Origin of the sequence: Nonomuraea sp. NPDC048901, from assembly GCF_040649695.1 — a bacterium.
Taxonomy (GTDB): domain Bacteria; phylum Actinomycetota; class Actinomycetes; order Streptosporangiales; family Streptosporangiaceae; genus Nonomuraea.
On record NZ_JBEZFW010000002.1, the window covers coordinates 446,557 to 470,640 of the forward strand.

The following is a 24,084-nucleotide window of genomic DNA, read 5'->3' on the forward strand; positions in this document are numbered from 1 at the left end:
GTCGCTTCTATGGTTCGGCCAATACGTCCGCCGGTGGGTACACGTGGGCGGCCTGATGTCCCACCGGCAGGACACAGCGCCGATCGGAGTCGACGCTGTCGCAGCGCTCCGCGTCGTCGCGTTGCGGCAGGGGCTCGGGTTCGGGGGTAGTGCTCAGGATGGTCTCCAGGTGCGGCACTCGTTGGACGCTATCGGCGAGGCGGCGGCCGTTTGGTCGCGGCCCGGCAACGATCCAACCTCTGAACGATCTCATCAACTCCTGTGAAGGTTACTGTGAGCAATCCCAGGGGCTGAGGCGGCAGCTGGTAAAGGGGTCGTCCGAAGTGGACAAATGGCGCATTCGTGACGGCTTTTGCGGGGAATCACCCCGCTATGAGCACAAAATCCCAGGCCAGAGCACTCCTGCTGGCGGCAGTCGTCCCGGCGTTGCTCGTCACGGGCTGTGCCGCAGGCGGTAACGATATGCGACTCATGGGCGCGGTGGCATCGCCGATGCCCTCCGAATCAGGCCCGACACCGTACGAATCGGAGTCGGGCAACATGAGCCCGATGCCGTCCGAGTCGGGCAACATGAGCCCCGAACCATCCGAGAGCGCGTCCATGGCGCCGATGACCACGCCGCGCGCGGCCGTGATGGCGTTCTTCGACGCCGCCAAGGCCGGAGAGCCGGACAAGGCCGTCGAGGCGTTCGCCACCGACGGAATGGCGGCCGTGGAGGGCAAGCCGACCGCCCAGGGCACCGACGCGCTGACCACACTGTTCAAGGAGCTGTTCAAGGCGAAGATGATCGCCACGCACACCATCGACGAGACCCGCATGATGGGCGATGTGGCCTTCGTCCGGACCACCAGCACCGAGGGCAGCGAGAAGTACCGGGAGTTCTTCCTTCTCAAGAAGTCCGGCGGTGAGTGGAAGATCGAGCGCTACATCAACAACACCGTGTCGGAGTGAGCGGGCCGGGTCAGCGCTCGTAAGCCCCTGACGGAACCAGCCCCCAGCGAGACCATGGCCGCCACAGTGGCGGCCATGGCCATGCGCGGTGGCCGTCACGGTGGTGCGCGGGCATGGCGGTTCGTTGCCGTACGAGGCCGGGTCGTTCGACGCGGCCGTGGTGTCGCTGGTGCTGTGCTCCGTCCCCGACTCGGGCGTGCTGCTGGCCGAGCTGCGCAGGGTGCTCAGGCCGGGTGGCGAGTTGCGCTTCTTCGAGCATGTACGCTCGGCGAACCCGGTCCGGGCCGTGCTGCAGGATCTCATCACTCCGCTGTGGCGGCTGATGGCCGGAGACTGCCGCCCCAACCGGGACACCGGGGCGGCGATCAGGGAGGCGGGGTTCGTGATCGAGGACGCCGACCGGTTCGTCCACCGGGCTACGCCGGGGGCGCCTGCCCTGACCCACATTCTCGGACTGGCCCGCAGACCTTAGCCACCGCCCGCCGGTGATGTGGATCGGGCCGATCTTCGCCGGGCCGTCAGCGGCCGCCGGGCCGTCAGTGTTCGCCAGGCTGTCAGAGGTCGCGTTCCTGCTGGTCGAGGATGGCGACGGAGATCGCCACGGCGGCGCCGGGATCGCCGTCCTCGATCGCCCGCAGCAGCTCCTCGTGCGACCCGTCGAGCACCAGCGCCGCCTGCTCCATGTGGCGGACACTGTCGCGCAACGCCTCGCTCATGCTCCGGTAGAGGTCGCCGAGCAGCGGGTTGTGCGCCGCGTCCGCCACCCGCAGGTGGAAGTCGACGTCCGCGTCGGCGAACGCGTCCACGTCGCCCGCCCGCCCGGCCGCGTCCCGCCGCACGAGCGCCTCCCGCAGGCCGGTGAGGTCCTCTTCGGTCCGCTTCCCGGCGGCCAGCCGGGCGGCCACCATGTCGAGGCCGCGCCGCACGTCGATGATGTCCATCGCGGCCGCCTTGGCCAGCCGCCTGCCCAGCGCGACCTGCGACTCGTCGACCGCCGTGACGTAGGTGCCGTCGCCCTGCCGGGTGGTCAGCAGCCCGGAGTGGGCCAGCACGCGTACGGCCTCCCGCACCGAGAGCCGGCTCATGCCGAGGGTCTCCGCGAGCCGGAGCTCGGACGGGATCTTCGTCCCCACCGGCCACGCGCCGCTGGTGATCTCCCCCCGGAGCTCCTCGATCGCGGCGTCCACGAGGGAGGTCCGCGCCACGTTTCGCATGAGCCGTTCGCCGCTTCTCAGTGATTGCCTAAAGGAAACCGTATCCTAAGCGGCCGCCAGGTGATCGGTCATCGGCCGGGGTCAGCGCTCGCAGACGAGGCCGTCGCCGTCGCGGTCCTGGTACCAGGCGTACTCGGGGTCCACACCCTTCCGGTACGGGCCGTACCCGGCGGCGTTGGCGTCACCGCAGGTCCGGTAGCGCGGGTCGTTGGCGCCAGAGGTCGGAGTGGGAGTCGGGGTGGGGGTCGTGGTGCCGGTGTCGCACTTGCCGGACCAGATGCGCAGCTTCTGCCGCTTGGCCACGGCCTCCTCGCTCCGCATCACCTTGATGAAGCGGTCGTTCGGTGTGACCAGGACCGCCTTCGCGTAGCCGTACCGGACGAGGTTGCGGTTGACGTGCACGCCCTTGGCGTTCCACACGTAGAACAGTCGGCGGCCGAAGCCGTCCACGGGCTTCTTGTCGGCGAGGACGTACGCGAGCCGGCCGACCGGCAGCAGCCCCGCCGTCCGCTGGGTCGCGGCCTTGCCCCAGCACTGGCCGCGCTCGGGAGCGTCCGACTCCAGGAACATGACGCGCGTCTTCTTGCCATCGCTGGTCGTGACGTCGATCGTGTCGCCGTTCACGATCTTGGCCACGCGTACGCTCATCGCGCCCTTCGGCACTCCGGCGGGAGGTCCGGCGGCGTACGCGGGAGCGGGAACAGCGAGCAGGACGACAGCGGTGAGGCTGATGATGCGCATGGGCCCTCCATGTGGTCGGGAAGGAGAGGACGCCTCATCGCTCACGCAGGTGCACTCACGTCACTGGCCGGATGCGGCCAAATCCGCCCGACACGCCCCTGCACGTAGGTGCACCGGATCTTGTCAGGCCCCCTGCCGGGTGAGAGATTGCGGGTACTTTGGCGCCCATCGTCTCGGAGGACACGCGTGCCTCAATTACGCCCGGCCCTCATCGCCGTCGCCCTGACCATGGCGATCGCGAGTCCCGCGCAAGCGGCCGCCGGACCCAGGATCACCGTTGAGAACGGCCGTACGCAGCCGGTCTTCTCCTACGCGGACGCCGTCCGCGAATACGTCTACGTCGAGTCGAGCGTCGACAGCGATTCCGACGGCCGGCTGGACAGGGTACGTGTCGACATCATCAGGCCGAAGGAGTCCGGTCCCCGGCTCAAGGTGCCGGTGATCATCGACGAGAGTCCGTACTACGACAATTCCGGACGCGGCAACGAGGCCGAGCGGAAGGTGTACGACGCCGCCGGGAATGTCACGAAATTTCCGCTCTTCTATGACAACTACTTCGTGCCGCGCGGCTACGCCGTCCTGAACGTCGACATGCTCGGCACCACCAAGTCCGAAGGCTGCCCGGACATCGGCGGCAAGGCGGACGTCCTGGGCGGCAAGGCCGTCGTGGACTGGCTGAACGGCCGGGCCAAGGCCTACCGCGCGGACGGCACCCAGGCCGTGGCCGACTGGACCACCGGCAAGGCCGGGATGATCGGCAAGTCCTACGACGGCACGCTGGCCAACGCCGTCGCCGCCACCGGTGTGCGCGGCCTGGAGACGATCGTGCCGATCTCGGCGATCAGCTCCTGGTACAGGTACCAGCGCTCGAACGGCGTGGTCTACAACTACGACTACGCCTCCTGGCTGGCCAACTACGTCGACACCGACCCCGAGGCCAAGTGCCAGGCCGTACGGGATCGCATGGACGCCGAGGACGGCGACGCCACGGGCGACTACAACGCCTTCTGGGCCGAGCGCGACTACGTCAACGGCCTCCTCGGTGACGCCTCCAAGGTCAGGGCCAGCGTCTTCGTGGTCCACACCGCCAACGACCTGAACGTCAAGCCGGACAATTTCTCCACCTGGTGGCAGGCCCTGGCGAAGCGGAACGTACCGCGCAAGATCTGGGTGGGCCAGTACCAGCACGTGGACCCGTTCGACTTCGAGGGTCGCAGGGACGTGTGGGTGGACACGCTGCACGGCTGGTTCGACTACTGGCTGCAGGGCGTACGCAATGGGATCATGAACGCCCCGCGCGCCGACGTGCAGACCGGCCCGACGCAGTGGATCACCCAGCGCGACTGGCCGGCACCGTTCGCGACGAACGTCCCGCTCCGCCCGGCCGCCGACGGCTCGCTCGGCCTCGCCGCCGCCAGGCGCGACGCCAGCGCGTCCTTCACGGACGTGCCGCTGGACGAGGAGGAGATGATCGCCGACGTCGGTACGGCCAAGCCGGGCCGGGTGGCGTTCACCAGCGGCGCGCTCCCGCTCGACCTGCGCCTGTCCGGCACGCCCACGGCCGACCTGCGGGTCAAGCTCGACAAGCCGGCCGCCAACCTGACCGCCCTGCTCGTCGACTTCGGCGAGGCGAACCGCGTCGACTGGGGGCGCGGCCAGGGCATCACCACGCTCGCCGAGGAGGACTGCCACGGCGACAGCACCGCCGCCGACGACGCCTGCTACCGCAAGGTGACCACGAACACCGTGACGCGGCCCGCCGAGATCGTCGCCCGCGGCTGGATCGACGTGCAGAACCGCGACTCGCTCAGCGCGTCGTCGCCGCTGCCGGTCGGGACGTGGGGCAGGGTCAAGTGGCAGACGCTGCCGCACGACTACACCTTCCGGAAGGGACACCGGATCGCCCTGGTGGTCGCGGGCACCGACACGACGTACACCTCTGAGGCCGGCACGGGCGCGAACGTCACGCTCGACCTGGCCAGGAGCAGTGTGATCGTGCCGTTCACGCAGGGGGCGCCGCTGGTCGACGTGCCCAAGGACACGACACAGTTCCGCGGACCGGCGCGGATCGACCTGCCGGAGCCGGAGAACTCCTTCTTCTAAGTCCTCGCTGTGGTGGCGGGCCCTCCCGCCACCACATGGAGGTTCATCCGGAGCCGGGCAGCGGCTGGTGCTGGGCTCCCTCGCCGCCGGTGGCGGGCCAGCCACAGTTCGTCCAGTAGCCGCTGCCCTTGCCGTCGGACACGTACGATCCCTTGGCGTTGGCCACGGTCCAGGACAGGCGCAGGGTGAGTGTCCCGCTGCCGCGAACGAGGCCCGTGGTGCTCTGGCCGTTACCGCTGGACGTGCCGGTCCACCGTACGGTGACCTTGCCGAACTCGGTGGCGGGCGGCCCCGGGCAGCCGGGCCGCGACGCGGGCGCCTGGACGCGGAACGCGTGCGCGGAGACCGCGATCCCCTTCGTCCCGGACACCGTGGTGATCTTGCAGCTTCCCGGACAAATCAGCCCGAATAATCCGGTACGGCGGGTGCCCAGGTTGATCGACGACGGCGACAGCCTCGCGACCGGTGGCCTGGGGCCGGGCAGACTCACCTTCTGCGGCCGGATCTCGCCGGTGGCGGTGTCGCTGATCTTGGAGTCCGGGTTGGCCGTCGGGGGCGCCGGCACGTCCGTGGGCGGTGGGACCACTGTGGGGTTGAGCATGAGGTTGGGGGTGCTCCCGCTCCCCGGCGGTACGGCCGGGGCGCTGCCGGGGCCCGACAGCTTGGTCTGCGGCTCGGGCACCTCGGGCTGGTGGCGGCTCTGGATGCCGGACCAGGCGAGGCTCGCCACCAGCATCCCGGCGCCGACGAGCAGCCCCACTGTGGCTATGGACCGGATGGAGAGCCGGCCGTCGGACTCGTACTCGCCCGGGCGGTTGCGCCAGAACTCGGTCTGCTGGTCGTCCGGACGGTTACGCCAGAACTCCGACCCCGGGCCGTCCGGGCCGTCGTCCTCTGCGTCGCCGTCGGTGCTCTGGGTCGCGACCAGCAGGTCTCGGTGCTCGCCGGTGGCCATGATCAGGGCGTCTCGGAGCGTGGCCGCGGTCGTGAACAGGGCCTCCGCGCGGGCGTCGGCCTGGGTGCCCCCGTAGCTGCCCGCGTGGGTGTCCGTCGTGGGGAACGGCGCGTCCCAGCGGGTGCCGGGAGCGGTGATCAGGGCGTCCCGTTGGGCGCCCGCGATCAGGGCGTCCGTAGTCGGGGTCGCGCTCTGGGCGCCGGGTCGGGTGCCCGTCGTGGCGAACTGTCCGTTTCGGCTGGTGTCTGCGGTGGCGAGCTGTCCGTTTCGGTGGGCTTCACCGGTGGTGGTCTGGGCGTCCCGGTGGGTGTCGGGGGCACCCCGGCGGTTGCCGGGGGCGGTCGCGTCCCGGTGCGGGCTCGTGGTCGTGGCGTCCCGGCGGCTGCCCGGGGCTGACGGGGCCGGGCGGCTCCTGGTGGCGGGGGTGTCCCGGCGGGTGCCGCTGGCCGCGACGAAGACGCCCTGCCGGTCGCGGGCGGTGGCCACCAGGACGTCCCGCTGGCGGTCCCCGAAGGGGTGACGACCACGCGGACCGGCACCGGCCGGGCCACGATCGGCCGCGTCGGGCGGTGCCTGGCCGTTCGAGGTGTCGGGCGGCGCCTGCCCGTTCGACGTGCCGTGCGGCGCTTGGCCGTTCGACGCGTCGCGCACGGGCGGGTCGCTGACGGGGGCGCTCAGCACGGGCGGCCCGCCGATGACCAGCCCGGGCAGCCGCAGGACCGGCTCCGGCGGAGACGAGACCGGCCCAGCCGATGGCGAGACGCGGTCGGCCGATGGCGAGACGCGGTCGGCCGATGGCGAGACCCTGTCGGGCGGTGGTGAGACCCGCTCAGCCAGCGCGGACCCACCCAGACGCGCATCCCCGGCTGCCGGACGGCTGGCCGGGACGTCTCGCGGGGGAGCGGCAGGCGCCTCGTAGACGGGGGCGGCCAGGAGGCCGGGCGCGGACGGGCCGGTGGCCGGAGTGCGTCGCGGGAGGACCCCGGCAGCGGGCTTCCGGGCGAGCGGAATGGTGGTCTCGTGCTCGAGAGCCGCCGCGATCGCATCCGGATCGGACCGCTGGTGCGGGATGGCGGCCGGGGCGTCGCTTCGGGATGCGGCAGCGGCGGGGGAGCCGGAACGGGACGGGGCAGATGCCGTGGTGCCGAAGCCAGGTGGGGCAGGGGCGCGGTGGCTCCTGTGGGGTTTGCGTTCCTGGCCGGCGGCAGCCGCGCCCGCCGCCGGCCAGGCGCTACCCCTGATCGCCGCCGTGGGGTCGGCGATCGGGGAGATCAACATCGGGGCGGCCTCGACCAGCCCCCGAACCTGCACGGGGAACCCGTCCACCCGCCACAGCTCGCCCGCGTCCGGAAGCGGCTGAGCCCACGTCAGGCGGTCGCGCAGCGTGGGTGGAGCGGTGGCGATGGGCAGCTCGCGCAGCAGTGTGGCCGCCACCACGGCTCGGGGCGCCGCCCGGCACGTGGGGCAGGTGGGGATGTGGCGGCTGATGCGCGCCCGGTTGCGCCGCGTGGGCGTCGTCGCCCAGGCCGACACCTTGGCCGCGAGCTGGCTACATCCGTTGGCGGACCGGGCGGCGATGACGGCGGAGAACCAGCGCTCGACCCCGCGGGCCGCCTCGCTCACGATGACATCCACGTCCGGAGGCGTCACATCGAAGATCACGGCGATCTCCTGATGCGCGAGGCCGTGCCGTACGGACAGGTCCAGCAGCTCCCGCTGCGGGCCGTCCAGCGCGCGCAGGGCCTCGGGCAGCAGGTCCGGCATCCGGCCGGAACGCGACCACGAGCCGATGCTCGCCGGGCCGGCCACGGTCGCGCGATGCGCCCGGGCCAGCCCATAGAGCCACGGCCGGACCAGGGAGGAGTCGACGACCCGATGCGTGTGGCCGTACGCCGACAGCAGCGCCCCGGCGACCGCCAGCTCGGCCTCGCTCTGGGCGAGTTCCGTGCGGCAGTAGTCATAGAGGTGGGACCCGTACTCGTCGCACAGCTCGCGGATTTCCTCGCGTACGTCGTCGGTCAGCGTCCGCCACATCACCCGTGCCACCTCCTGCGTACCGTCACCGAAAAGCGTCCAGAAAGCCTCCAGAAGCCTCAGCCGGGTAACTGCTCCGCGATCTCCGTAGCCCAGTAGGTGATCACGCTCCCGGCGCCGGCCCGGCGGATCGCCATGAGGCTCTCCCGGATGGCCCGGTCGCGCATGAGCCAGCCCTGGGCGGCGGCGGCCTCGATCGCCGCGTACTCGCCGGAGGTCTGGTAGGCGGCGACCGGCACGCGGACCGTGTCGGCCACCATGCGTACGATGTCCAGGTAGTGGCCCGCCGGTTTGACCATCACCATGTCGGCCCCCTCCTCGATGTCCAGGAGCACCTCGCGCAGCGCCTCGCGGCTGTTGGCGGGGTCCTGCTGGGCGGTCGAGCGGGTGCCGGTCAGCCGCGATTCGACGGCGTCGCGGAACGGGCCGTAGAAGGCGGAGTCGTATTTGGCGGCGTAGGCCAGGATCGCCACCTGATGGTGACCGGCCTGGTCGAGCGCCTGGCGGACGGCGGCGACCTGGCCGTCCATCATGCCGCTCGGGGCCACCACCTGGGCGCCGGCGTTGGCCTGGGCGATGGCGACCTGGGCGTAGGCGCGCAGGGTGGCGTCGTTGTCGACGTCGCCGGTCGCGTCGAGGATGCCGACCTGGCCGTGTTCGGTGTATTCGTCCAGGTTGATGTCGCTGATCACCACGGTGGCGTCGCCGACCTCGGCGGCGACGTCGGCGAGGGCCAGCTGCGCGATGCCGTAGGGGTCCCAGGCGCCGTACCCCTCGGGGTCCTTGGCGGCCGGGATGCCGAAGATCAGCAGGCCGCCGACGCCGGCGGTGGCCGCGGCCGAGGCGGCCTTGCGCAGGCTGTCGCGGCTGTGCTGGACCTGGCCCGGCATGCTGGGGATCTCTCGGGGTTCCTCCAGTCCTTCGCGGACGAACAACGGCTGGATCAGGTCGGCCGGGTGCAGCCGCGTTTCGGCGACCAGGCCGCGCAGGGCTGACGTGCGCCGCAGGCGGCGGGGACGGTCCGCGGGGAAGCTCATGGGTTCTAGCCTCCGATTACCTTGCCGAGAAAAACACGTTCCGCGTGCCTGACGGCGTCCGCGGGCGGGAGCCGGAACCAGTAGCCGGAGGTGCTGCGCGCGGTGATGTTGAGCCGGCGCAGGTGGCACAGGTGTTCGGCCGTCTTGACCGCCAGCCCGTCCGGGTCGATCACCGGCAGGCCGTGCAGTTCGTGCACGCCGAGGTGGACGAGGATCTCGTTCGGGATGCCTTCGGCGGGGACCAGCCACTGCGCCCCCGCGTCCGCCGCCCGTTTGGCGGCCTTCGTGTAGGCCGCCAGCAGCGGCCCGAAGTCCTCGGCCAGGGCCCGCTGGACGAGGGTGGTGCCGTCCTCCACCACCTGATATGAGGCCAGGTCGGCGCCCGCCGCCCGGATGTTGTCGGTGATGGGCTCGGCCAGATGCGGGATGAAGCCGATCAGGCCCAGCCGGTGGCGTTCCATGCGCGCCGCCTGCCAGACCGCGTCGCCGTAGCCGACCACGGGGATCGACACGCGCGAGCGGGCGGCGGCCAGCCCGGGGTCCTGCCCCGCGCCGCTGATCCAGGCCGCGCACCCGTCGCGTTCGGCCGCCACGGCCGTCTGCGCGAAGTAGTTGCCGAACAGCAGTCCCAGCTGCCCGTATCCGACCAGGTGCTCGGGCAGGTCGGTGCCGTACGTGTCGGCCGGCAGCGTGTGGATCTCCACCTCGGTGCCGGGTTCGGTGATCTTGGATAAGTGCTCGGCGTAGAGCTTGTCCAGCAGCGCGGAACGACCCTCGACGGTGTGTTTCTGGAACCAGATGCGCATGTCAGCCGTGCCTCACGTGATGGGGGGTCGGGCCAGATGGAACGGTGTCGAGCATCGAGGCTTGCGCCAGGTAGGCGCGGGTGGACTCCGGATCGCCGGCGATGGCGCGCAGTCCCGCCATGGCCGCCGCCAGCTTGGTGTTGTCCCGGTCCTGTACGCCGGCCACCCGCGCCTCACTGCGCGGGATCACCCGGTTGACCAGTACGGTGCGCCGCCGCCAGGCCCACGCGTCCAGCGCGGCGGGTGCGGTGAATCCGCCGAGCACGGCCGCGAGCACCTGGCCGATCTCGACGGCGTCGTGGATGCCGGCGTTCATGTTCAGGCCGCCGGCGGTGGAGGTCAGGTGGGCGGCGTCCCCGGCGAACAGCACCCGCCCGCACCGGTAGTCGCCCAGCACGCCGCGGGCCAGGCTGTAGCGGTCGGCCCCGATCACCCGGATCGGCGCCTGCTCGGTGGGCAGGGCACGGAACAGCAGTTTGGCCACGTTCTGGGGATTGAGCGGGTCGCGGGTGTCGTGCGGGATCCTGATGATGATCCGCCAGTGATCGGGCAGCGCCAGCAGGCTGCACGACTGCCGGGAGTCGCGGATGTAGGTCAGCGGCGCCAGGCCGGGCAGCAGCGCGTCGAGCGGTGAGTCGGTGAAGATCCGCAGCGCCTGCGTCGGATACTCCGAGCGGGGGAACGGCAGGCCGAGCGAGCTGCGCACGGTGCTGTGCGCGCCGTCCGCCGCGACCACGTAGCGGGCCCGCGCCCACGTACGGCCGATGCGCAGCCGGACGCCCGTGCCGCCCTCGGCCACTCCGTCGACCGGGGTGCCGAAGCGCACGTCCGCCTCCGGGTAGGCCGACAGCGCCTCCAGCAGCAGCGCGGTGAGCGTGGACTGCTCGGCGTGCAGCCGGAACGGGTGCTCGGTCAGGCCGTCGAGGCTGCCCATCAGCATCTCGGCCAGCACCCGGCCCGCCCGGTCACGCCATTGCACCCGCTCCACCACCCGGCCGCGGGAGATCAACGCGGTGGCGATCCCGAGCTCCTGCAGCAGGTCGAGCGTGGCCGGGTGGAAGGTCGAGGCGCGCGACTGGCGGCTGAGGCCCGGCTCTCGCTCCAGCACCATCACCGGCACTCCGGCGCGGGCCAGGGTGAGCGCCGCGGTCAGCCCGACCGGGCCGGCGCCGACCACGGTGACGCCGTTCATGACGGCCGGCCCTGTGCCACCGGGCGGTGCGGCACCCGGCTGAGCGTGACCGGCTGCCCGGTCGCGTGCGCCAGCGCCCACCAGGCGCTGCACAGGTTCGAGGTGAGCAGGACCCGGTCGTTTCCGGCGCCCAGGGGGCCCAGCGCGGGCAGCGTGGACATCCCGGTGCCGCTGAACAGCACCACCGCGTCGGACGGCAGTCCTGCCTGCTCCACCTGCTCGACCAGCTCGTTCGGCGTGACGTCGTACGGTGAGAAGCCGCCCTGCGCCCTGACCGGTATCACGCGGGAGACGTGCAGACCGGCCGCGGCCCAGAAGCGTTCGGCGAGTTCGGTGAGCCAGGGCTGATACGGCGAGACGAGCACGAACTCCTGCGCCCCGATGTGCTCCAGCGCCTCCCGCGTCGCCAGGGTCGCCGAGGCGAACGGGATGCCCGCCTCACCGCTCAGCTTGTCGCACCTCGCGCGATCTTCCTCGGGTGCGAACAGATATCGCGAGCCGCTGCAGGCCATGACCAGCGCATCGAGCGGCAGGTCGCCGAACGAGCAGATCATCGCGGGCAGGACCTCGTTGTAGCTCTCCAGCCGCTCCGCCAGGGTGAGGCCGGGGCGTACCGGGAAGCGGCTGACGTACATGTCGGCCCGGGACCCGAACAGGCGCGCCAGTTCGGGCTCCACCGATGGGTTCGCCGGCGGTACGAACACGCCGACCCGGCCCCGGCTCATCCCGCGCTCCCGGCCGGACCGAAGGCGGGTAATTCCAGGGAGAACAGCTCACGTAAGGCGTCCGCGTAGCTCTCTCCCAGGGGGGAGTCGGCGTAGCTGGTCACCCGGTTGATCGGCTCGTACAGGAAGGCGTCGACCACTCGCTGGACGGCGTCCCTGATCTCGGCGCGGGCGGCGGCGTCCAGGCTGGGGGCACGGGAGGCCAGCCGGCCGAGTTCGGCGTCCGCTACGGCGTTCGCCTTGCGCTTCAGTGCTTGTACGACGGGGACGGTAGGCGGCACCGGCACCGTGGGGACCCTTCTGGAACCGTAAGGGCAGCGGAACGACACCCCCAGAACGTTTCCGCCCTCGCTGGCGGTCGTCCGGCGGGTCAGGGTGGCCGTCATCAGCAACCCGACCAAGCCGCGGCCCAGAAAGCCGCCTCTCGACGCGCCCGTGCCTCGTCCCAGTCGGTGAGGACGAGCTGTATCTCGCCGCGCTCCACGCCTAGGAGATCCACCGCTGCCCCGATCACGGTATCGGCGAACTCCCGTTGTCTGTCGACTGCCAGTCCTGCTGGGGATTCGACCTGGATGGTGAGCATGAGTTCCTCCTGCGAAGGAGCCTGGGGGGTTCAGGGCACGTGGTGAAGAACCTGGTCGATCACGCTGATCGCCTGGTCCGACACCTGCCGTATGTGGCGGAGACGGTGGACGGTGCGGGCCGTCAACTCGGGCGGGGTCTGCGGCGGCACGGAGGCCGCCTGGGTGGGTATGGCCTGGGTAGGAATGGTCTGTCGAGGGATCGCCTGTGCTGGGATGCTCTGGCGTGGAATCCTCGCGGGCTGTGTGTCGTCCGTATCGGGCGTCGCACTGGACGGCAGTACCTGCCTGGGCGAACGCACTTCATAGGGGTGCGGGTACGGCCTGCGGGTCTCGTTCGCGAGCATGATCACTCCTGTCAGCGCTGGTCAAGGGCCCGGAACTCGGACGGGTCGCGGACACCGAAGCGGGCCAGCTCGTGCTCGGCCTCGCTGCGGACCTGGACGAAGCTGTCGCGGAGCTCGGCGAGCAGGCCGCGCAGCACGACCAGCTCCGCCTCCGCTTCGCGCAGCGAGGGACGGCGTGGCCGGCTGCTGGTGGCCGCGAGGGCTACGCGGATCAGCGCCGCGACGCCGAGCAGCACCGCCACCGCCAGGCAGGCCACCAGCACCGTGGAGAAGCCCGGCATCGGTCCGGCCAGCATGGGATGGTCGACCAGCACCGAGGCGCCGGCCACGCCGATGGCTCCGCCGAGCATGCGCGCGGTGTTGATCGCGCCGACCGCCGAGGCGTACTGGCTGGGGTCGGCGGCCATCGAGCCGACCATGAACGTTCCGGTGGACAGGAAGCCGAACCCGGTGCCCAGCATGACGGCGCCCAGCAGGCACCACAGGTTCGGGGACGGCTGGGCCAGCATCAGCGCGCAGCCGGTGCCGAGGACGAGGGCACCGCTGTAGATGACGGCATTGACGCCGATGCGCCGGCTGATGGGCGCGGCCATCGGGCTCGACACGATCATGGCGATGGAGATCGGGGTGAGCCAGAGGCCGATGGTGCTGGCGTCGAACTCGGCGTTGCGCAGGTAGAGCGGCCCCATGGCCAGTACGACGAAGGACGCGGCTCCGTACATGCAGGAGGTGGCACCGGCCCACAGGAAGCCGGGACGCCGCCACAGGCTCATGTCGATCGCTCCGGCGCGATGCCGCCAGGAGATCGCGATGGCCAGGGCCAGCAGCAGCCCGCCGCCTCCCGCGCACGCCAGCGTGCGTACGGAGGTCCAGCCCCACAGGCTGCCCTGGGAGATGGCCAGCACCGCTCCCGCGACCGCGCCGATCAGCAGGACCGCGCCGAACAGGTCGGGTACGCCCTGTCTGGTGCCGCGGTTGCGGGGCAGCGCCGGGGTGAGCATCAGCAGTGCCGCCGCGAGTCCCGCGCCGGGCAGGTACAGGCCCCGCCAGCCGTACTCGGTCAGCAGCCAGCCACCGCCCGCCTGCAGGGCCAGGGCCCCGATGCCGGACGACGCGCTCCACAGCGCGATGGCGCCGGCACGGCGGTTGGCGGGCAGCTCGCCGAGCAGCAGCGCCAGCGAGGCGGGGAACATCAGCGCCGCGCCCACTCCCTGCGCCACCCGTCCGGCCAGGAGCAGGGTCCAGGAGGGGGCGGCGATGACCGTCGTCGCGCCCAGCCCGTACAGGGCCAGGCCGAGCGCGAGCACGCTGCGCCTGCCCAGCAGGTCGGCGAAGCGTCCGGCGGTGGCGAGCAGTGCGGCGACGGCGGCGAAGTTGACCGTGCTCACCCAGGTGATCTCGGACAGCGGCAGGGCGGCCGCCAGCGGGTCGCGGCTGAGCACGGGGATCGCCAGCGTCGTCGCGGTGCTGTCCGCCATGATCGCGACCACCACCCCGGAGGCGACCAGCCGCAGTACGGCGAATCGCCCCCGGAACCGGCGAGCCGTCGGCATCGCGGGCACCATCGTGGGACCGGCGACGCCCTCGCGGATGGGCGTCAGGGTCATCGCGTCGACTCCGCGTAGCTGAGTTCGGGCTCGACGGGGGCCGGGGCGGGTTCGGCGGGAACAGGCGCCGGGCTGTTGTTCGGCACGCTCGCGGCGACGACCCGCTCGGACAGGCCGATGTCCCGGCTGTTCTCGCGGATCCTGGTCGGTACCTCGCCGCCGGCCAGCGTGAGGGCGACCTGCGTGGCCAGGCTCAGGTGCTCGGCACAGCGGCGGGCCACCTTGGCCTCCAGGCCGGCGATCTGCGCCAGCCGGAGCCGCAGCGACTCCACGGTCGCGGTGCGTTCCAGGCCGTCGAGATCGGCGAGCCGGTCGGGCCAGCGCAGCGACCTGCTGAGCTGCTCCTCCACCTCGAGAACGATCTCGTCGATGGACAGGTCCCGGTCCTTCAGCGGGTTGGCGATCATGACCGCCATGACCGCGGTCTGGTCGAAGTCGGCCAACCGGCCCCGCAGCGCCGAGGCCAGCATGCGGGCGCGGTGATGCAGGCAGTCGGCGCTCCAACCGAGCACCAGCAGGCGATCGGCACTCGCCTCCGTGTGCCATCCGGCGAGCCTCAGCTCGCGGGCCATCCGGTGTTGCACGCTCCAGCGGTCAGGGGTGTCCTCCACCCAGACCTGTACGCCGCCGAGTGGCAGCTCTGCTACATGGATCACGTTCCTTTCAGGGGCCGCCCGAGCGCAGACGCGTCTGATCACGCTGGCCTGCGCGGGGGGAGCCGGATTCTTCGAGAACCAGGAACGGACCTTGGAATCGACGGAATCGACGGTCACGTCCGGCCACCTCCTCGCCGGAGACTCTCCAGAACCCTCCGGCTGTCAAGTCTCACTTACCACGATCAGTACGATAGTGGGTGTACCCGGCTCGTTGTGTCAACTGACAGTTTTCGTATATGTTGACCTCCCCCTGCGGAGTTTCGCGCCCCGCAGGGCAGGGGACGGCGAGCCAGGCTTCCTTTACGCTGGAGGCTTCTGGCGGCTGGGAGGTACGAGTGGCGAACTTCGCCGAGCGACTCGGTCTCGCTATGAGCAAGCGCGGGTTCACGGGGGCGCAACTCGCCGCGGCCCTCACCGAAGCCGGCATCCCGATCACCCGCGCCTACGTCAGCCAGTTGCGCACGGGCAAGCAGACCAACCCGACCCTCCAGGTGCTGCGCGCCCTGGCCGCCTGCCTACAGGTGAGCGTGGGCTGGCTGCTGGGCGAGGACGCCACGGACTCGGGCGCGGCCGAGGAGCTCCAGTTGCGGGCCGCCGCCATCGGCGCGTCGGTCTCCGGGCTGTCCGACGGGTCGCTGACCGTACTGCGCGGCGTGATCGAGCTCGCGCGCGCGGCCGAGGGGCTGCCCGACCAGCCCCCCGCCACCACCGAGATCCCCGAGGCGGCGGCGCCGCTGACCGCGCCGCAACGTGAGGCGCTCGGCGACCGCCTGCGCAACCTGCGGCTGATCGCGCGCATGTCGCCGGAGGAGGTCGAGACCTCGCTGGGCAGAGGGGCCGCCGCCATCGGCGCGATAGAGGAGGGCCGCGTCGCGCCCGCGCCCGTCACGGTCGAGCGCCTGCTCACCCTCTACGGCGTGACCGCCCTGCCCACCCGCGAATACGTCCTGTCGCTGGCCCGCGGCGAACGCCCGCCCTCCTGGTACGACGCCGGCTCCGTGCCCGTCTGGATGGCCGCCACCTACGCCCTGGAGCAGCGGGCGTCGCTGATCCGCACGTACCAGACCCAGATCGTCCCCCCGCTGCTGCAGACCGAGGCCTACGCGCGGGCCGCCATCGAGGTGTCGGGCAGCGCCGGGCTCGGCCAGACGTCGGCCGACGCGGCGGTGCGCCTGATGCGATCCCGCCAAGCCCTGCTGAACCACGGCGACGGACCCGTGCTGTGGGCGGTGATCGACGAGAGCGTCCTGCTGCGCTCGATCGCCGACCCCGAGACGCAGGCCGCTCAGCTCGACCGGCTGATCGAGTACGCGAAGCGGCCCAACATCTCCTTGCACGTGGTGCCGATCGACGATCCGATCTTCCTGCCCCGTTGCGGTCCGTTCACGATGTGGCGCTTCCCGGAGGCCTTCGAGCCCGATGTGGCCTGCGCCCACGCCATCGAATCGGACGAAGTGATCACCGACGCGGCCGCGGTAGAGGCCTACCACCAGGCGTTTACCAAGTTGTCGGTCTCCACCACCATGGGCGACGAGACGCACGAGCTGCTGTATGCGCACCGTGACCGTCTGAGCCACCGGTGATCTGACACTCCCTAGCACGAAAAACGGGAAATGGATATTTCCCAACAAATATTGTTCTTCGTATTGTCAGATCCTGAGGTTGATGGATCATTGGTATTGTTGGGCCAAATTGAGTGGGGTCAGTGGGACCGACTTTCCCGTGAGATACGGCGAGGGGAAAGGGGCAACACTCAAATGCGTCAGCGTGCCATCCGAAATCTGACCAACCTTGACACCACCCGCGCGAGTGTCACCCGAATACTCGACGCCGCCGCGGGAGGGAAGAACCACTTCGAGGTTGACAGTGATGCGGTGCGCCGTTACGACGAGGCGGTTCCGGTCACTGGCTCCGCCGCGCGAGCAGTTCTGCTTTACCTGGCGCGGGTGGTCGCCCACCTGGCGGGTTCCGGCATCGACCAGTTCCTGATCATCGGCAGTGGCGTGCCCAGCGCGCTGCCGCCCGGACGTCAGTTACACGACGTCGCCCGTGGCGCCTCCGCCGCGTCCGATGTGCGCGTCGTCTATGTCGAGAACGACCCTTTGATACTGGCCAGTGCCCGCGTCACCATCGAGCCCCTCAACGACCTCGTACGGGTGGTGGAGGGCGACATACGGCAGATCGACGAGATGCTCGCCGACGAGGTCGTGGCCCGGTTCATCGACTGGGAGCGGCCCGTGGGGGTGCTGCTTCTGTCGACCCACAGCCTCACCGACGACGAGCTTGCCTCCTTCGTGATCAAACGCCTGTGCCACGCCGTCGTGGACGGCAGCTACCTCGCGATCCTGCAGACCACCTTCGACGGAATCCCCGCCGAACTGCTGCCCGCCATCAACGACCTGCTCGCGATGACGCTGCCGGGACACGTGATCCGCTCACGTGCGGAGGTGGCGACCTTCCTGGACGGGCTCGAGCTGCTGGAACCGGGCCTGGTGTGGGTCCCGCAATGGCGGCCCGACGGCGACTCCGTGTGCGCGGACCAGCCGAGCTCGTCGGGCAATTACGGCGCCGTGGCCCGCCTTCCCTGACCCACCGGCCACGGCGCCCGCGCGGCCGTCACACAGACGCCCGCACCCAAGGGTCCGGCCCACCAAACCGGCCGGACCCTCGGACCGCCTTCTTCCTCGCCCCTCGCTAGTGACGCCGGCCACGACGGACCGTTTCCTTTCGCTCCCCCGGAGGGGGTGTCCCTCCCAAGACCCCAGCCACCACGGACCGTCACAGAAATCGAGACGGTCGTGTCACGAACCCCCAGAGCGGTCCCCTTAATCCCACCAGAACGACCAGTAATGCCGCCCGATGATCTGCTCCGCGTAACTCTGGAGATCCCCCGGCCCCTGGACGACGTTGTCCGGGCAGAACGTCCAATGCTCAGCCGCCACATGCAGCGCGTGCTCAGGCTCGACCGGCGGCGCGGCGACGCTCAGCTCCAGCGTGTTGAAGCCGACCCCCACCACCCGGATCCCGAACCGGTCCTCCCAGCTGCGTACCACCGCCGCCATCGGCACCATCCACTCGTTGTGGTGCAAAGCCCCCTGCCAGCCCATCACGGCCAGCGCGTCGGCACCCCGATGCGCGGCGACCAGGCCGAGCGGCAGGCCCCTGGATGACAGCTCACGGGCATACCAGTCGGCGACGGCCCCCGGATCGGCTCTCAGCACCCCCGGCGGGGCAGGACCCGGACAGAGCGCGCCGAACGGCTCCAGCTCCGCCAGGGCGTCCGGCGGCATCTGGGAGACCCACTCCTGCCACACCTCGGCCATGAACCCCTCGGCCGTGAAGTGATCTATCATCAGCGCCTCGTCCGGCACGATCTGCCCGATCGACCAGGGCTGCGCGGACTCGTCCAGCAGAACAGGCCACAGACCGCTGCGCGCGTGGGCGGCCCGGAACCGAGCCCAGTCGTCGCCCGCCACGGCCTCGTCGCTCATCCAGAACGCGGGCCTGGACGCCTGGCCCTGGTGCGTGTAGCCGGGATCGGGCCACACGACGTCGCCCTCGGGCAGATCGACCGGCAGGAGCCGCCCTCTGCCGCCGTCGGCGAACAGCTGGCACACCTCACGTGGCAGCTGGTGATCGTTCATGCCCACCGTTTCAGTACCGAATCCTGTCTCGGAGATGGTAATGCCGACCGTTGCGTCAGGACTTTTGTCCTGGGCGATCCCGTACAGGCGAATCTTCTGCCGACGCCCCGCCTCCGAGACCGTGGAGGCATGAAGATTCTGCTAGCGCTGGCCGTACTCCTCACGGGGTGCGCCCAACCGTCCGCCGGCAAACCGGGGCCTGTCGCGGATCCGGCGGTCGTCGAGACCGCGTCGGGAGCCGTGCGCGGCACGGTGACCGCGACGAACCGCCTGTTCCAGGGCATCAAATACGCCACGGCGGCGCGCTGGGAGGCGCCGAAGCCCGCGCCCGCGTGGCAGGGAGTACGGGAGGCCACCAAGCCGGGCGCCATGTGCCCGCAGGTCGGCACCGTCTACGCGCCGACCAGCAGCGACAACGAGGACTGCCTGTTCCTGAACGTCACCACACCCGCCGTCCCCGGGAAGGGCCGGCCGGTCATGGTGTGGATCCACGGCGACGGCGCGGTGGGCGCGGGCCACTTCTCCGACGCGCGGAAGCTGGCCGCCAAGGGCGTGGTGGTCGTGACGATCAACTACCGGCTCGGCGTGTTCAGCGGGTTCGGCTATCCGGGGCTGCGCGACTCGGGCACGTACGGCCTGCAGGACCAGCAGGAGGCGCTGCGCTGGGTCAAGCGGAACGCGGCGGCCTTCGGCGGCGACCCGGGCAACGTGACCGCCTTCGGCGTCTCCTACGGCGCGCTGTCGATCGGCGGCCAGCTCGCCTCGCCGGGCGCCAAAGGCCTGTTCCAGCGGGCGATCATGCAGAGCGGCGAGACCCTGATGGACATGCCCGCCAACAGCATGGTGCCGGGCGTGCCCGCCCTGCCGTCCTTCGCGTGGCGGCCCGCCGCACAGGTGAGCGCCATAGGAGAGGTGTACGCCAAGCAGCTGGGCTGCTCGGACCTGGCGTGCCTGCGCGCGCTGCCGGTCAAGAAGATCCTCGAGGTCCCGCAGATCATGAACGCCTTCCAGGCGTACGCGTACGGCAACGAGGTCCTGCCCGAGTCGCCGGCCGACGCGATGCGGAAGGGGCACACCAGCCCGATGCCGGTCCTTGCCGGGACGACGAAGGACGAACACCGGATCTTTGTCGGGATGAATTACGACGTCCAGGGCACATCTCCGGATTACCGGAAATTGCTAAAAGATGCGTTCGGAGCGAAGGCTGAGAGAATTGCCCGGAAATATCCGGTAAATCGCTATAAGTCGCCGAGTATCGCTTGGGCTACCGTCTTGACCGATCGTATGTGGGCCCGGTCCACCCATGAGCAGAACGCCCTGCTGGCCAAGAAGGCGCCGGTCTACGGCTACGAGTTCGCCGACCGGAAGGCGCCGATGTTCCTGCCGCTGGAGGCGGACTTCGACTGGGGCGCCTACCACGCCGGCGACCTGCCGTACATCTTCCCGGAGACCAAGGCCAAGCTGTCGCCCGCCCAGGAGAAGCTGTCCGGGCAGATGATGAGCTACTGGACGAACTTCGCCCGCACCGGCGACCCGAACGGCCGCGGGCTGCCCGCCTGGCCGCGAGTCTCGTCCGGCACCCTGTCCCTGGCTCCGGGGGCCGTCCGGCCGGTCGACTACGCTGCCGAGCACCAGCTGGCCTTCTGGAAGTAGAGCCTTCTGCAAGTAGAGCCTTCTGTAAGTAGACGTAGCGCGAGGGGAGGCGTCGTGATCAGGGTCATGATCGCCGAGGACCAGGGGATGATGCGCGACGCCCTGGCGCTGCTGCTCGGGCTGGAGGACGACCTGGAGATCGTCGCCCAGGTGTCCTCCGGCGACGCGATCGTGCCGGCCGCCACGGAGCACCGTCCCGACGTGGCGCTGCTCGACATCGAGCTGCCCGGCCGCAGCGGGCTCGACGTGCTGCCCGTACTGCGTGCCGCGCTGCCGGAGTGCGTGGTGCTGATTCTGACGACGTTCGCCAGGCCGGGCTACCTGCGGCGGGCGATGGAGGCGGGTGCGGCGGGCTTCCTGGTCAAGGACGGGCCGGTGGAGGAGCTGGCCGGGGCGATCCGGCGGGCGGTGGCGGGGGAGCGGATCCTCGATCCGGCCCTGGCCGCCGCCGCGCTGAACGCCGGGCCCAGCCCGCTCACGGACCGCGAGCGCGACGTGCTGGCCGCGGCGCTCGACGGCTCCACGATCGCGGACGTGGCGGCGCGGCTGCACCTCTCGGAGAGCACGGTACGCAACCACCTGTCGTCCGCCATCGGCAAGACGAACACCCGCAACAGGATCGAGGCCGCCCAGCTGGCACGGCACAATGGGTGGCTGTGACCCCCTTTGACGCGGTTCTCTGTGATCTCGATGGAGTGCTCCGCCATTTCGACCACGCGGTTCAGGCCGACATCGAGGCCCGCTACGGCCTGCCCCTGAGCAAGACCGCCTTCGACCCGGACCTGATCGGCCCCGCCACGCTCGGTCACATCACCGAGGCCCAGTGGGTCGAGTCCATAGCCGTGGCGCTGGGCGGCGACGAGCGCGCCCGCCAGGCCGCCGCCGAGTTCGCGGAGGTGCCGTTCTGGGTGGACGAGGAGGTCAGGGTGCTGCTGGCGCGGGCGCAGGGGCGGGTGCCCGTGGTGCTGGTCACCAATGCCATGGACACGCTGGAGGAGCACCTGGAGCGGCTCGGGCTGGCCTACTTCGCCGACGCGGTGGTCAGCAGTGCCCGGGTGGGCGTGGCCAAGCCCGATCGGCGGATCTACGAACTCGCGGCCGAGCTGGCGGGCGTCGCGCCGGAGCGCTGCCTGTTCGTCGACGACCGGCTGGAGAACGTGGCGGGCGCCACGGCCGTGGGGATGACCGGCGTGCACTACCGGAGCATCGCCGACCTGACTCCCGCGCTCACCGGGCTCTTCGACTAGCGACCGAGGTTCCCCGCGGGTTCGTTCATGCGGCCCTCTCGACCCCTGTGCCGGTCCTTCCTTTGGGGAGAGGAACAAGAAGGCCCGTTGTGGCTGATGTCCTCAGGGAGGGACACCCTCTCCGGGGGGAGGGAGAAACGGCCCGTCGTGGCTGAGGTCCCTTGGAGAGATACTCCCTTCGGGCGAGTGGAAGGGGACGGTCCGTTGGGAAGAACGATCACAAATGCATACGGACTTGCACGGGATGCGTGTTATCCCGTCCAAGCCTCATAAAAGACGTACATAACGCGTACCAGAAACAAGAGCTTGTTTCCGGCACGGCTCGCGCCTGCCGTGCCGGAAACGTTCAGCGGGTCCGGTCAGTAACTCCCGTACGGAGACTGACTGGACGTCGTCGACGGCTTGTGCGACGAGTGGTTAGTCGGCGTGGGGCTCGACGAAGGCGTGCTCACCTGCGATCCCGTGCCGGCGGGCCGGAGCACGCCCACCAGGCCGTGCTGGGCCTTGTCGATGCCCGCGGAGAACCACAGGGCGTTCTCGCCGCCGGTGGCGGCGGTGCCCGGCTCGAGGTCCCACAGGCCCGGCAGCCAGATCGTCTTGCCGTTGCCATCGCGCAGCGCGCCCAGGTGGCGGTTGCCGCGGTAGGCGTGGATCGTCCCGTCGCCGAAGTTGCCGACCAGGACCGATCCGGCGAACGCGCCGAACTGCTTCGGCGCGGCGGTCACGGCCCAAGGGGCGTTGAGCCCGGTGCGCGCGATGCGTCCGACCAGGCGTCCGTTCACGTTGAAGCGGCTGACGAAACCCTTGCCGGCGCCCGCGATGGACTTGCCGGTCTGCGAGTCACGCAGGGCATAGGCGACCCATACGCTGCCGCCGCTGAACGTCACGTTGTACGGGTGGTAATTGGAGGGGACCGAGGGGTCCCTGAACGCCCTGCGGGACAGGTTGATCTTCTCGAACTCCGAGTTCCACGCGGCGAGGCGCCCGTTGGCGAAGTCGGCGGCCAGCAGGAAGTCGCCATCGTCGGTGTTCACCAGCGCGAGGCCCTTGTAGTCGGCGCCCCGGGTGAAGGCCGCGATGATCGCGTTCTTCGGGTCCACCTCGGCGTTCCAGCCGGTGATCGCGCCACTCGGGCTGGCGAAGATGAACGTGGCGGGCTTGCCCTTGACGGTGAAGCCCTCGCCCGAGTTGAACACCTGGCCGGTCGGAGCGCCACCGGGAATGGCCACCTCGGTCGCCTCCTTCCTGCCCGCTCCTGAGTAGACGGTCGCGGTGCCGGTGCCCGTGTCGGAGACCCACAGGGTCTTGCCCATGGCCAGTCCCCACGGGTTGACCAGTTTAGGATCGTGGACGGCTGCCTTCCCCTGGATGTCGGAAATGAGATTCACGACGTCAAACTTGGTATTCGTCGCTGCCTGTGCGGGGGCGGTGAGGGTCGTGCTCAAGACGACCGCACCAGCGCAGAGTGTGATGATGCGGAGCCGCATCCGTGCCTCCTTGTTAGCGCTTGTGGCCGGAGATACGTGGGGGACGCAAGTGCGGTTCAGTAACGGTCAGAAATATTGGCCTCGGACGTCAATCGGGCGTTTTCCTGGGGAGTTGAGGTACATGGAAGTTTTGGGCATTGACATCGGCGGATCCGGGATCAAGGGCGCCCCCGTGGACACCGCGTCGGGGCGGCTGACAGAGGAGCGCCTGCGCATCCCCACGCCGCAGCCGGCCAAGCCGCGCGAGGTGGCCGAGGTCGTGGTGGAGATCGTCAAGCACTTCGACTGGACGGGACAGGTCGGCGTCACGTTCCCCGGCGTGGTCGTGGACGGCGTGATCATGACGGCCGCGAACGTCGACCACTCCTGGATCGGCGTCGACGCGAGGAAGCTCTTCGACGGCGCGACCGTCCTCAACGACGCCGACGCGGCCGGCGTCGCGGAGATGAGGTTCGGCGAGGGCCGGGACCGGATGGGGACCGTCATCATGCTGACGTTCGGGACGGGCATCGGCAGCGCGGTGTTCGTCGACGGCGTCCTGGTACCCAACACCGAGCTGGGGCACCTGGAGCTCCACGGCAAGGACGCCGAGCGCCGCGCCTCCGATCACGCCCGCGAGGAGCACGACCTCGGGTGGGAGAAGTGGGCCGGGCGGGTGGAGGAGTACCTGCGGCACGTGGAGATGCTCTTCTCGCCGTCGCTGTTCGTCATCGGCGGCGGGGTGAGCAAGAAGGCGGACAAGTTCCTTCCGTACGTCCACGTGGACACCGCAGTCGTCCCCGCGCGCCTGCGCAACGAAGCGGGCATCATCGGCGCCGCCCTAGCCGTCAAATGATCACGTTTGCGGCTCGCTGAGTCCCACCGGCGGCGTCCGTCCGGGGGAGGCTCTCGCGATTGAGGGGGGCAAGGCGGCGGGGTCGCCTGTTTCGCGAGCCTCCGACCTGGGTGATCAAGAAAGGTTGGCCCGGAACGCAACCTGATGGGCTTCTCGGGAGTCTCATTAGTGACCGTGGTCGTCCAAGGCGACAACTCTGGGGAGAGTGGGCCCGTCTTGGGCGATCACGGTCAACCGGAGAGCGCGGGCCCTACCTGGGCGATCCCCGT

The 24,084-nt window shown here is 70.3% G+C and carries 24 protein-coding genes; 9 read left to right on the forward strand and 15 right to left on the reverse strand.

The window, feature by feature from the left end; genetic code table 11:
• Nucleotides 1–7 precede the first annotated feature (7 nt).
• The gene (locus tag AB0C30_RS07175) at nt 8–178 is read right to left on the reverse strand and encodes a hypothetical protein (protein ID WP_357940544.1); all 171 of its coding nucleotides are present in this window, start codon (nt 176–178) and stop codon (nt 8–10) included.
• A gap of 194 nt (nt 179–372) precedes the next feature.
• On the opposite strand from AB0C30_RS07175, the gene AB0C30_RS07180 reads away from it, so the two are divergent.
• Together AB0C30_RS07180 and AB0C30_RS07185 are read left to right on the forward strand one after the other, a co-directional pair.
• Complete coding sequence (locus AB0C30_RS07180; RefSeq protein WP_357940546.1) at nt 373–951, forward strand: nuclear transport factor 2 family protein; 579 nt, start codon at nt 373–375, stop codon at nt 949–951.
• A gap of 88 nt (nt 952–1,039) precedes the next feature.
• Nucleotides 1,040–1,423, forward strand: a complete 384-nt coding sequence (locus AB0C30_RS07185; protein WP_357940548.1) for a methyltransferase domain-containing protein — start codon at nt 1,040–1,042, stop codon at nt 1,421–1,423.
• Between the two features lie 82 nt (nt 1,424–1,505).
• On the opposite strand, the gene AB0C30_RS07190 is transcribed toward AB0C30_RS07185, so the two are convergent.
• Together AB0C30_RS07190 and AB0C30_RS07195 are read right to left on the reverse strand one after the other, a co-directional pair.
• The gene (locus tag AB0C30_RS07190) at nt 1,506–2,165 is read right to left on the reverse strand and encodes a FadR/GntR family transcriptional regulator (RefSeq protein WP_357940550.1); all 660 of its coding nucleotides are present in this window, start codon (nt 2,163–2,165) and stop codon (nt 1,506–1,508) included.
• Between the two features lie 81 nt (nt 2,166–2,246).
• Nucleotides 2,247–2,906, reverse strand: coding sequence for an excalibur calcium-binding domain-containing protein (locus AB0C30_RS07195; RefSeq protein ID WP_357940552.1), 660 nt, complete (start codon nt 2,904–2,906; stop codon nt 2,247–2,249).
• 186 nt (nt 2,907–3,092) lie between these two features.
• Here AB0C30_RS07195 and AB0C30_RS07200 point away from each other — a divergent pair, with 186 nt between their 5' ends.
• Nucleotides 3,093–5,009: a Xaa-Pro dipeptidyl-peptidase gene (locus AB0C30_RS07200; RefSeq protein ID WP_357940554.1), complete on the forward strand. Its 1,917-nt coding sequence runs from the start codon at nt 3,093–3,095 to the stop codon at nt 5,007–5,009.
• Nucleotides 5,010–5,052: 43 nt separating this feature from the next.
• Here the strand turns inward: AB0C30_RS07200 and AB0C30_RS07205 are convergent, their stop codons facing one another.
• Genes AB0C30_RS07205 through AB0C30_RS07250 form a run of 10 tightly spaced genes read right to left on the reverse strand, consistent with a single transcriptional unit; the run spans nt 5,053 to nt 14,949 of the window.
• Nucleotides 5,053–8,001: a hypothetical protein gene (locus AB0C30_RS07205; RefSeq protein ID WP_357940556.1), complete on the reverse strand. Its 2,949-nt coding sequence runs from the start codon at nt 7,999–8,001 to the stop codon at nt 5,053–5,055.
• A gap of 56 nt (nt 8,002–8,057) precedes the next feature.
• Entirely contained in the window at nt 8,058–9,035 is a 978-nt protein-coding gene (gene hemB / locus AB0C30_RS07210) for a porphobilinogen synthase (RefSeq protein WP_357940558.1), read from the reverse strand.
• Between the two features lie 5 nt (nt 9,036–9,040).
• Nucleotides 9,041–9,841, reverse strand: coding sequence for an aspartate/glutamate racemase family protein (locus AB0C30_RS07215; RefSeq protein ID WP_357940561.1), 801 nt, complete (start codon nt 9,839–9,841; stop codon nt 9,041–9,043).
• Between the two features lies 1 nt (nt 9,842).
• Complete coding sequence (locus AB0C30_RS07220) at nt 9,843–11,033, reverse strand: FAD-dependent oxidoreductase (protein ID WP_357940563.1); 1,191 nt, start codon at nt 11,031–11,033, stop codon at nt 9,843–9,845.
• On the reverse strand, nt 11,030–11,758 hold the full coding sequence (locus AB0C30_RS07225; RefSeq protein WP_357940565.1) for a hypothetical protein: 729 nt from the start codon (nt 11,756–11,758) through the stop codon (nt 11,030–11,032). Before AB0C30_RS07225 ends, AB0C30_RS07220 begins: the two co-directional genes overlap by 4 nt.
• Nucleotides 11,755–12,144: a hypothetical protein gene (locus AB0C30_RS07230; protein WP_357940568.1), complete on the reverse strand. Its 390-nt coding sequence runs from the start codon at nt 12,142–12,144 to the stop codon at nt 11,755–11,757. The genes AB0C30_RS07225 and AB0C30_RS07230 overlap by 4 nt, the downstream gene beginning before the upstream one ends.
• Nucleotides 12,144–12,341 carry a hypothetical protein gene (locus AB0C30_RS07235; protein WP_357940570.1) on the reverse strand — a complete coding sequence of 66 codons (198 nt, stop codon included), beginning with the start codon at nt 12,339–12,341 and terminating at the stop codon, nt 12,144–12,146. The genes AB0C30_RS07230 and AB0C30_RS07235 overlap by 1 nt, the downstream gene beginning before the upstream one ends.
• A gap of 30 nt (nt 12,342–12,371) precedes the next feature.
• The gene (locus tag AB0C30_RS07240; RefSeq protein WP_357940573.1) at nt 12,372–12,686 is read right to left on the reverse strand and encodes a hypothetical protein; all 315 of its coding nucleotides are present in this window, start codon (nt 12,684–12,686) and stop codon (nt 12,372–12,374) included.
• 11 nt (nt 12,687–12,697) lie between these two features.
• Nucleotides 12,698–14,293: an MFS transporter gene (locus tag AB0C30_RS07245; RefSeq protein WP_357940575.1), complete on the reverse strand. Its 1,596-nt coding sequence runs from the start codon at nt 14,291–14,293 to the stop codon at nt 12,698–12,700.
• Nucleotides 14,290–14,949, reverse strand: a complete 660-nt coding sequence (locus AB0C30_RS07250; RefSeq protein WP_357940577.1) for a hypothetical protein — start codon at nt 14,947–14,949, stop codon at nt 14,290–14,292. Before AB0C30_RS07250 ends, AB0C30_RS07245 begins: the two co-directional genes overlap by 4 nt.
• A 335-nt stretch (nt 14,950–15,284) precedes the next feature.
• Here AB0C30_RS07250 and AB0C30_RS07255 point away from each other — a divergent pair, with 335 nt between their 5' ends.
• Both AB0C30_RS07255 and AB0C30_RS07260 read left to right on the forward strand, forming a co-directional pair.
• A complete protein-coding gene (locus tag AB0C30_RS07255; RefSeq protein WP_357940579.1) occupies nt 15,285–16,532 on the forward strand; it encodes a Scr1 family TA system antitoxin-like transcriptional regulator in 1,248 nt (415 codons plus the stop codon).
• A gap of 174 nt (nt 16,533–16,706) precedes the next feature.
• The gene (locus AB0C30_RS07260) at nt 16,707–17,537 is read left to right on the forward strand and encodes an SAM-dependent methyltransferase (RefSeq protein WP_357940581.1); all 831 of its coding nucleotides are present in this window, start codon (nt 16,707–16,709) and stop codon (nt 17,535–17,537) included.
• A gap of 237 nt (nt 17,538–17,774) precedes the next feature.
• Here AB0C30_RS07260 and AB0C30_RS07265 read toward each other — a convergent pair whose 3' ends face one another.
• Complete coding sequence (locus AB0C30_RS07265; RefSeq protein WP_357940583.1) at nt 17,775–18,593, reverse strand: DUF4253 domain-containing protein; 819 nt, start codon at nt 18,591–18,593, stop codon at nt 17,775–17,777.
• Nucleotides 18,594–18,722: 129 nt separating this feature from the next.
• On the opposite strand from AB0C30_RS07265, the gene AB0C30_RS07270 reads away from it, so the two are divergent.
• The 3 genes from AB0C30_RS07270 to AB0C30_RS07280 are packed head-to-tail and all read left to right on the forward strand — an operon-like array spanning nt 18,723 to nt 21,493.
• Nucleotides 18,723–20,246, forward strand: a complete 1,524-nt coding sequence (locus AB0C30_RS07270; RefSeq protein WP_357940585.1) for a carboxylesterase family protein — start codon at nt 18,723–18,725, stop codon at nt 20,244–20,246.
• Between the two features lie 54 nt (nt 20,247–20,300).
• Complete coding sequence (locus AB0C30_RS07275; RefSeq protein WP_357940587.1) at nt 20,301–20,906, forward strand: response regulator transcription factor; 606 nt, start codon at nt 20,301–20,303, stop codon at nt 20,904–20,906.
• Nucleotides 20,903–21,493 (forward strand): HAD-IA family hydrolase, encoded by a 591-nt coding sequence (locus AB0C30_RS07280; protein ID WP_357940589.1) that lies wholly within the window; start codon nt 20,903–20,905, stop codon nt 21,491–21,493. Before AB0C30_RS07275 ends, AB0C30_RS07280 begins: the two co-directional genes overlap by 4 nt.
• A 359-nt stretch (nt 21,494–21,852) precedes the next feature.
• Here the strand turns inward: AB0C30_RS07280 and AB0C30_RS07285 are convergent, their stop codons facing one another.
• Entirely contained in the window at nt 21,853–22,881 is a 1,029-nt protein-coding gene (locus AB0C30_RS07285; protein ID WP_357940590.1) for a TIGR03118 family protein, read from the reverse strand.
• Between the two features lie 220 nt (nt 22,882–23,101).
• On the opposite strand from AB0C30_RS07285, the gene ppgK reads away from it, so the two are divergent.
• A complete protein-coding gene (ppgK, locus tag AB0C30_RS07290; protein ID WP_357940592.1) occupies nt 23,102–23,815 on the forward strand; it encodes a polyphosphate--glucose phosphotransferase in 714 nt (237 codons plus the stop codon).
• Nucleotides 23,816–24,084 lie beyond the last annotated feature (269 nt).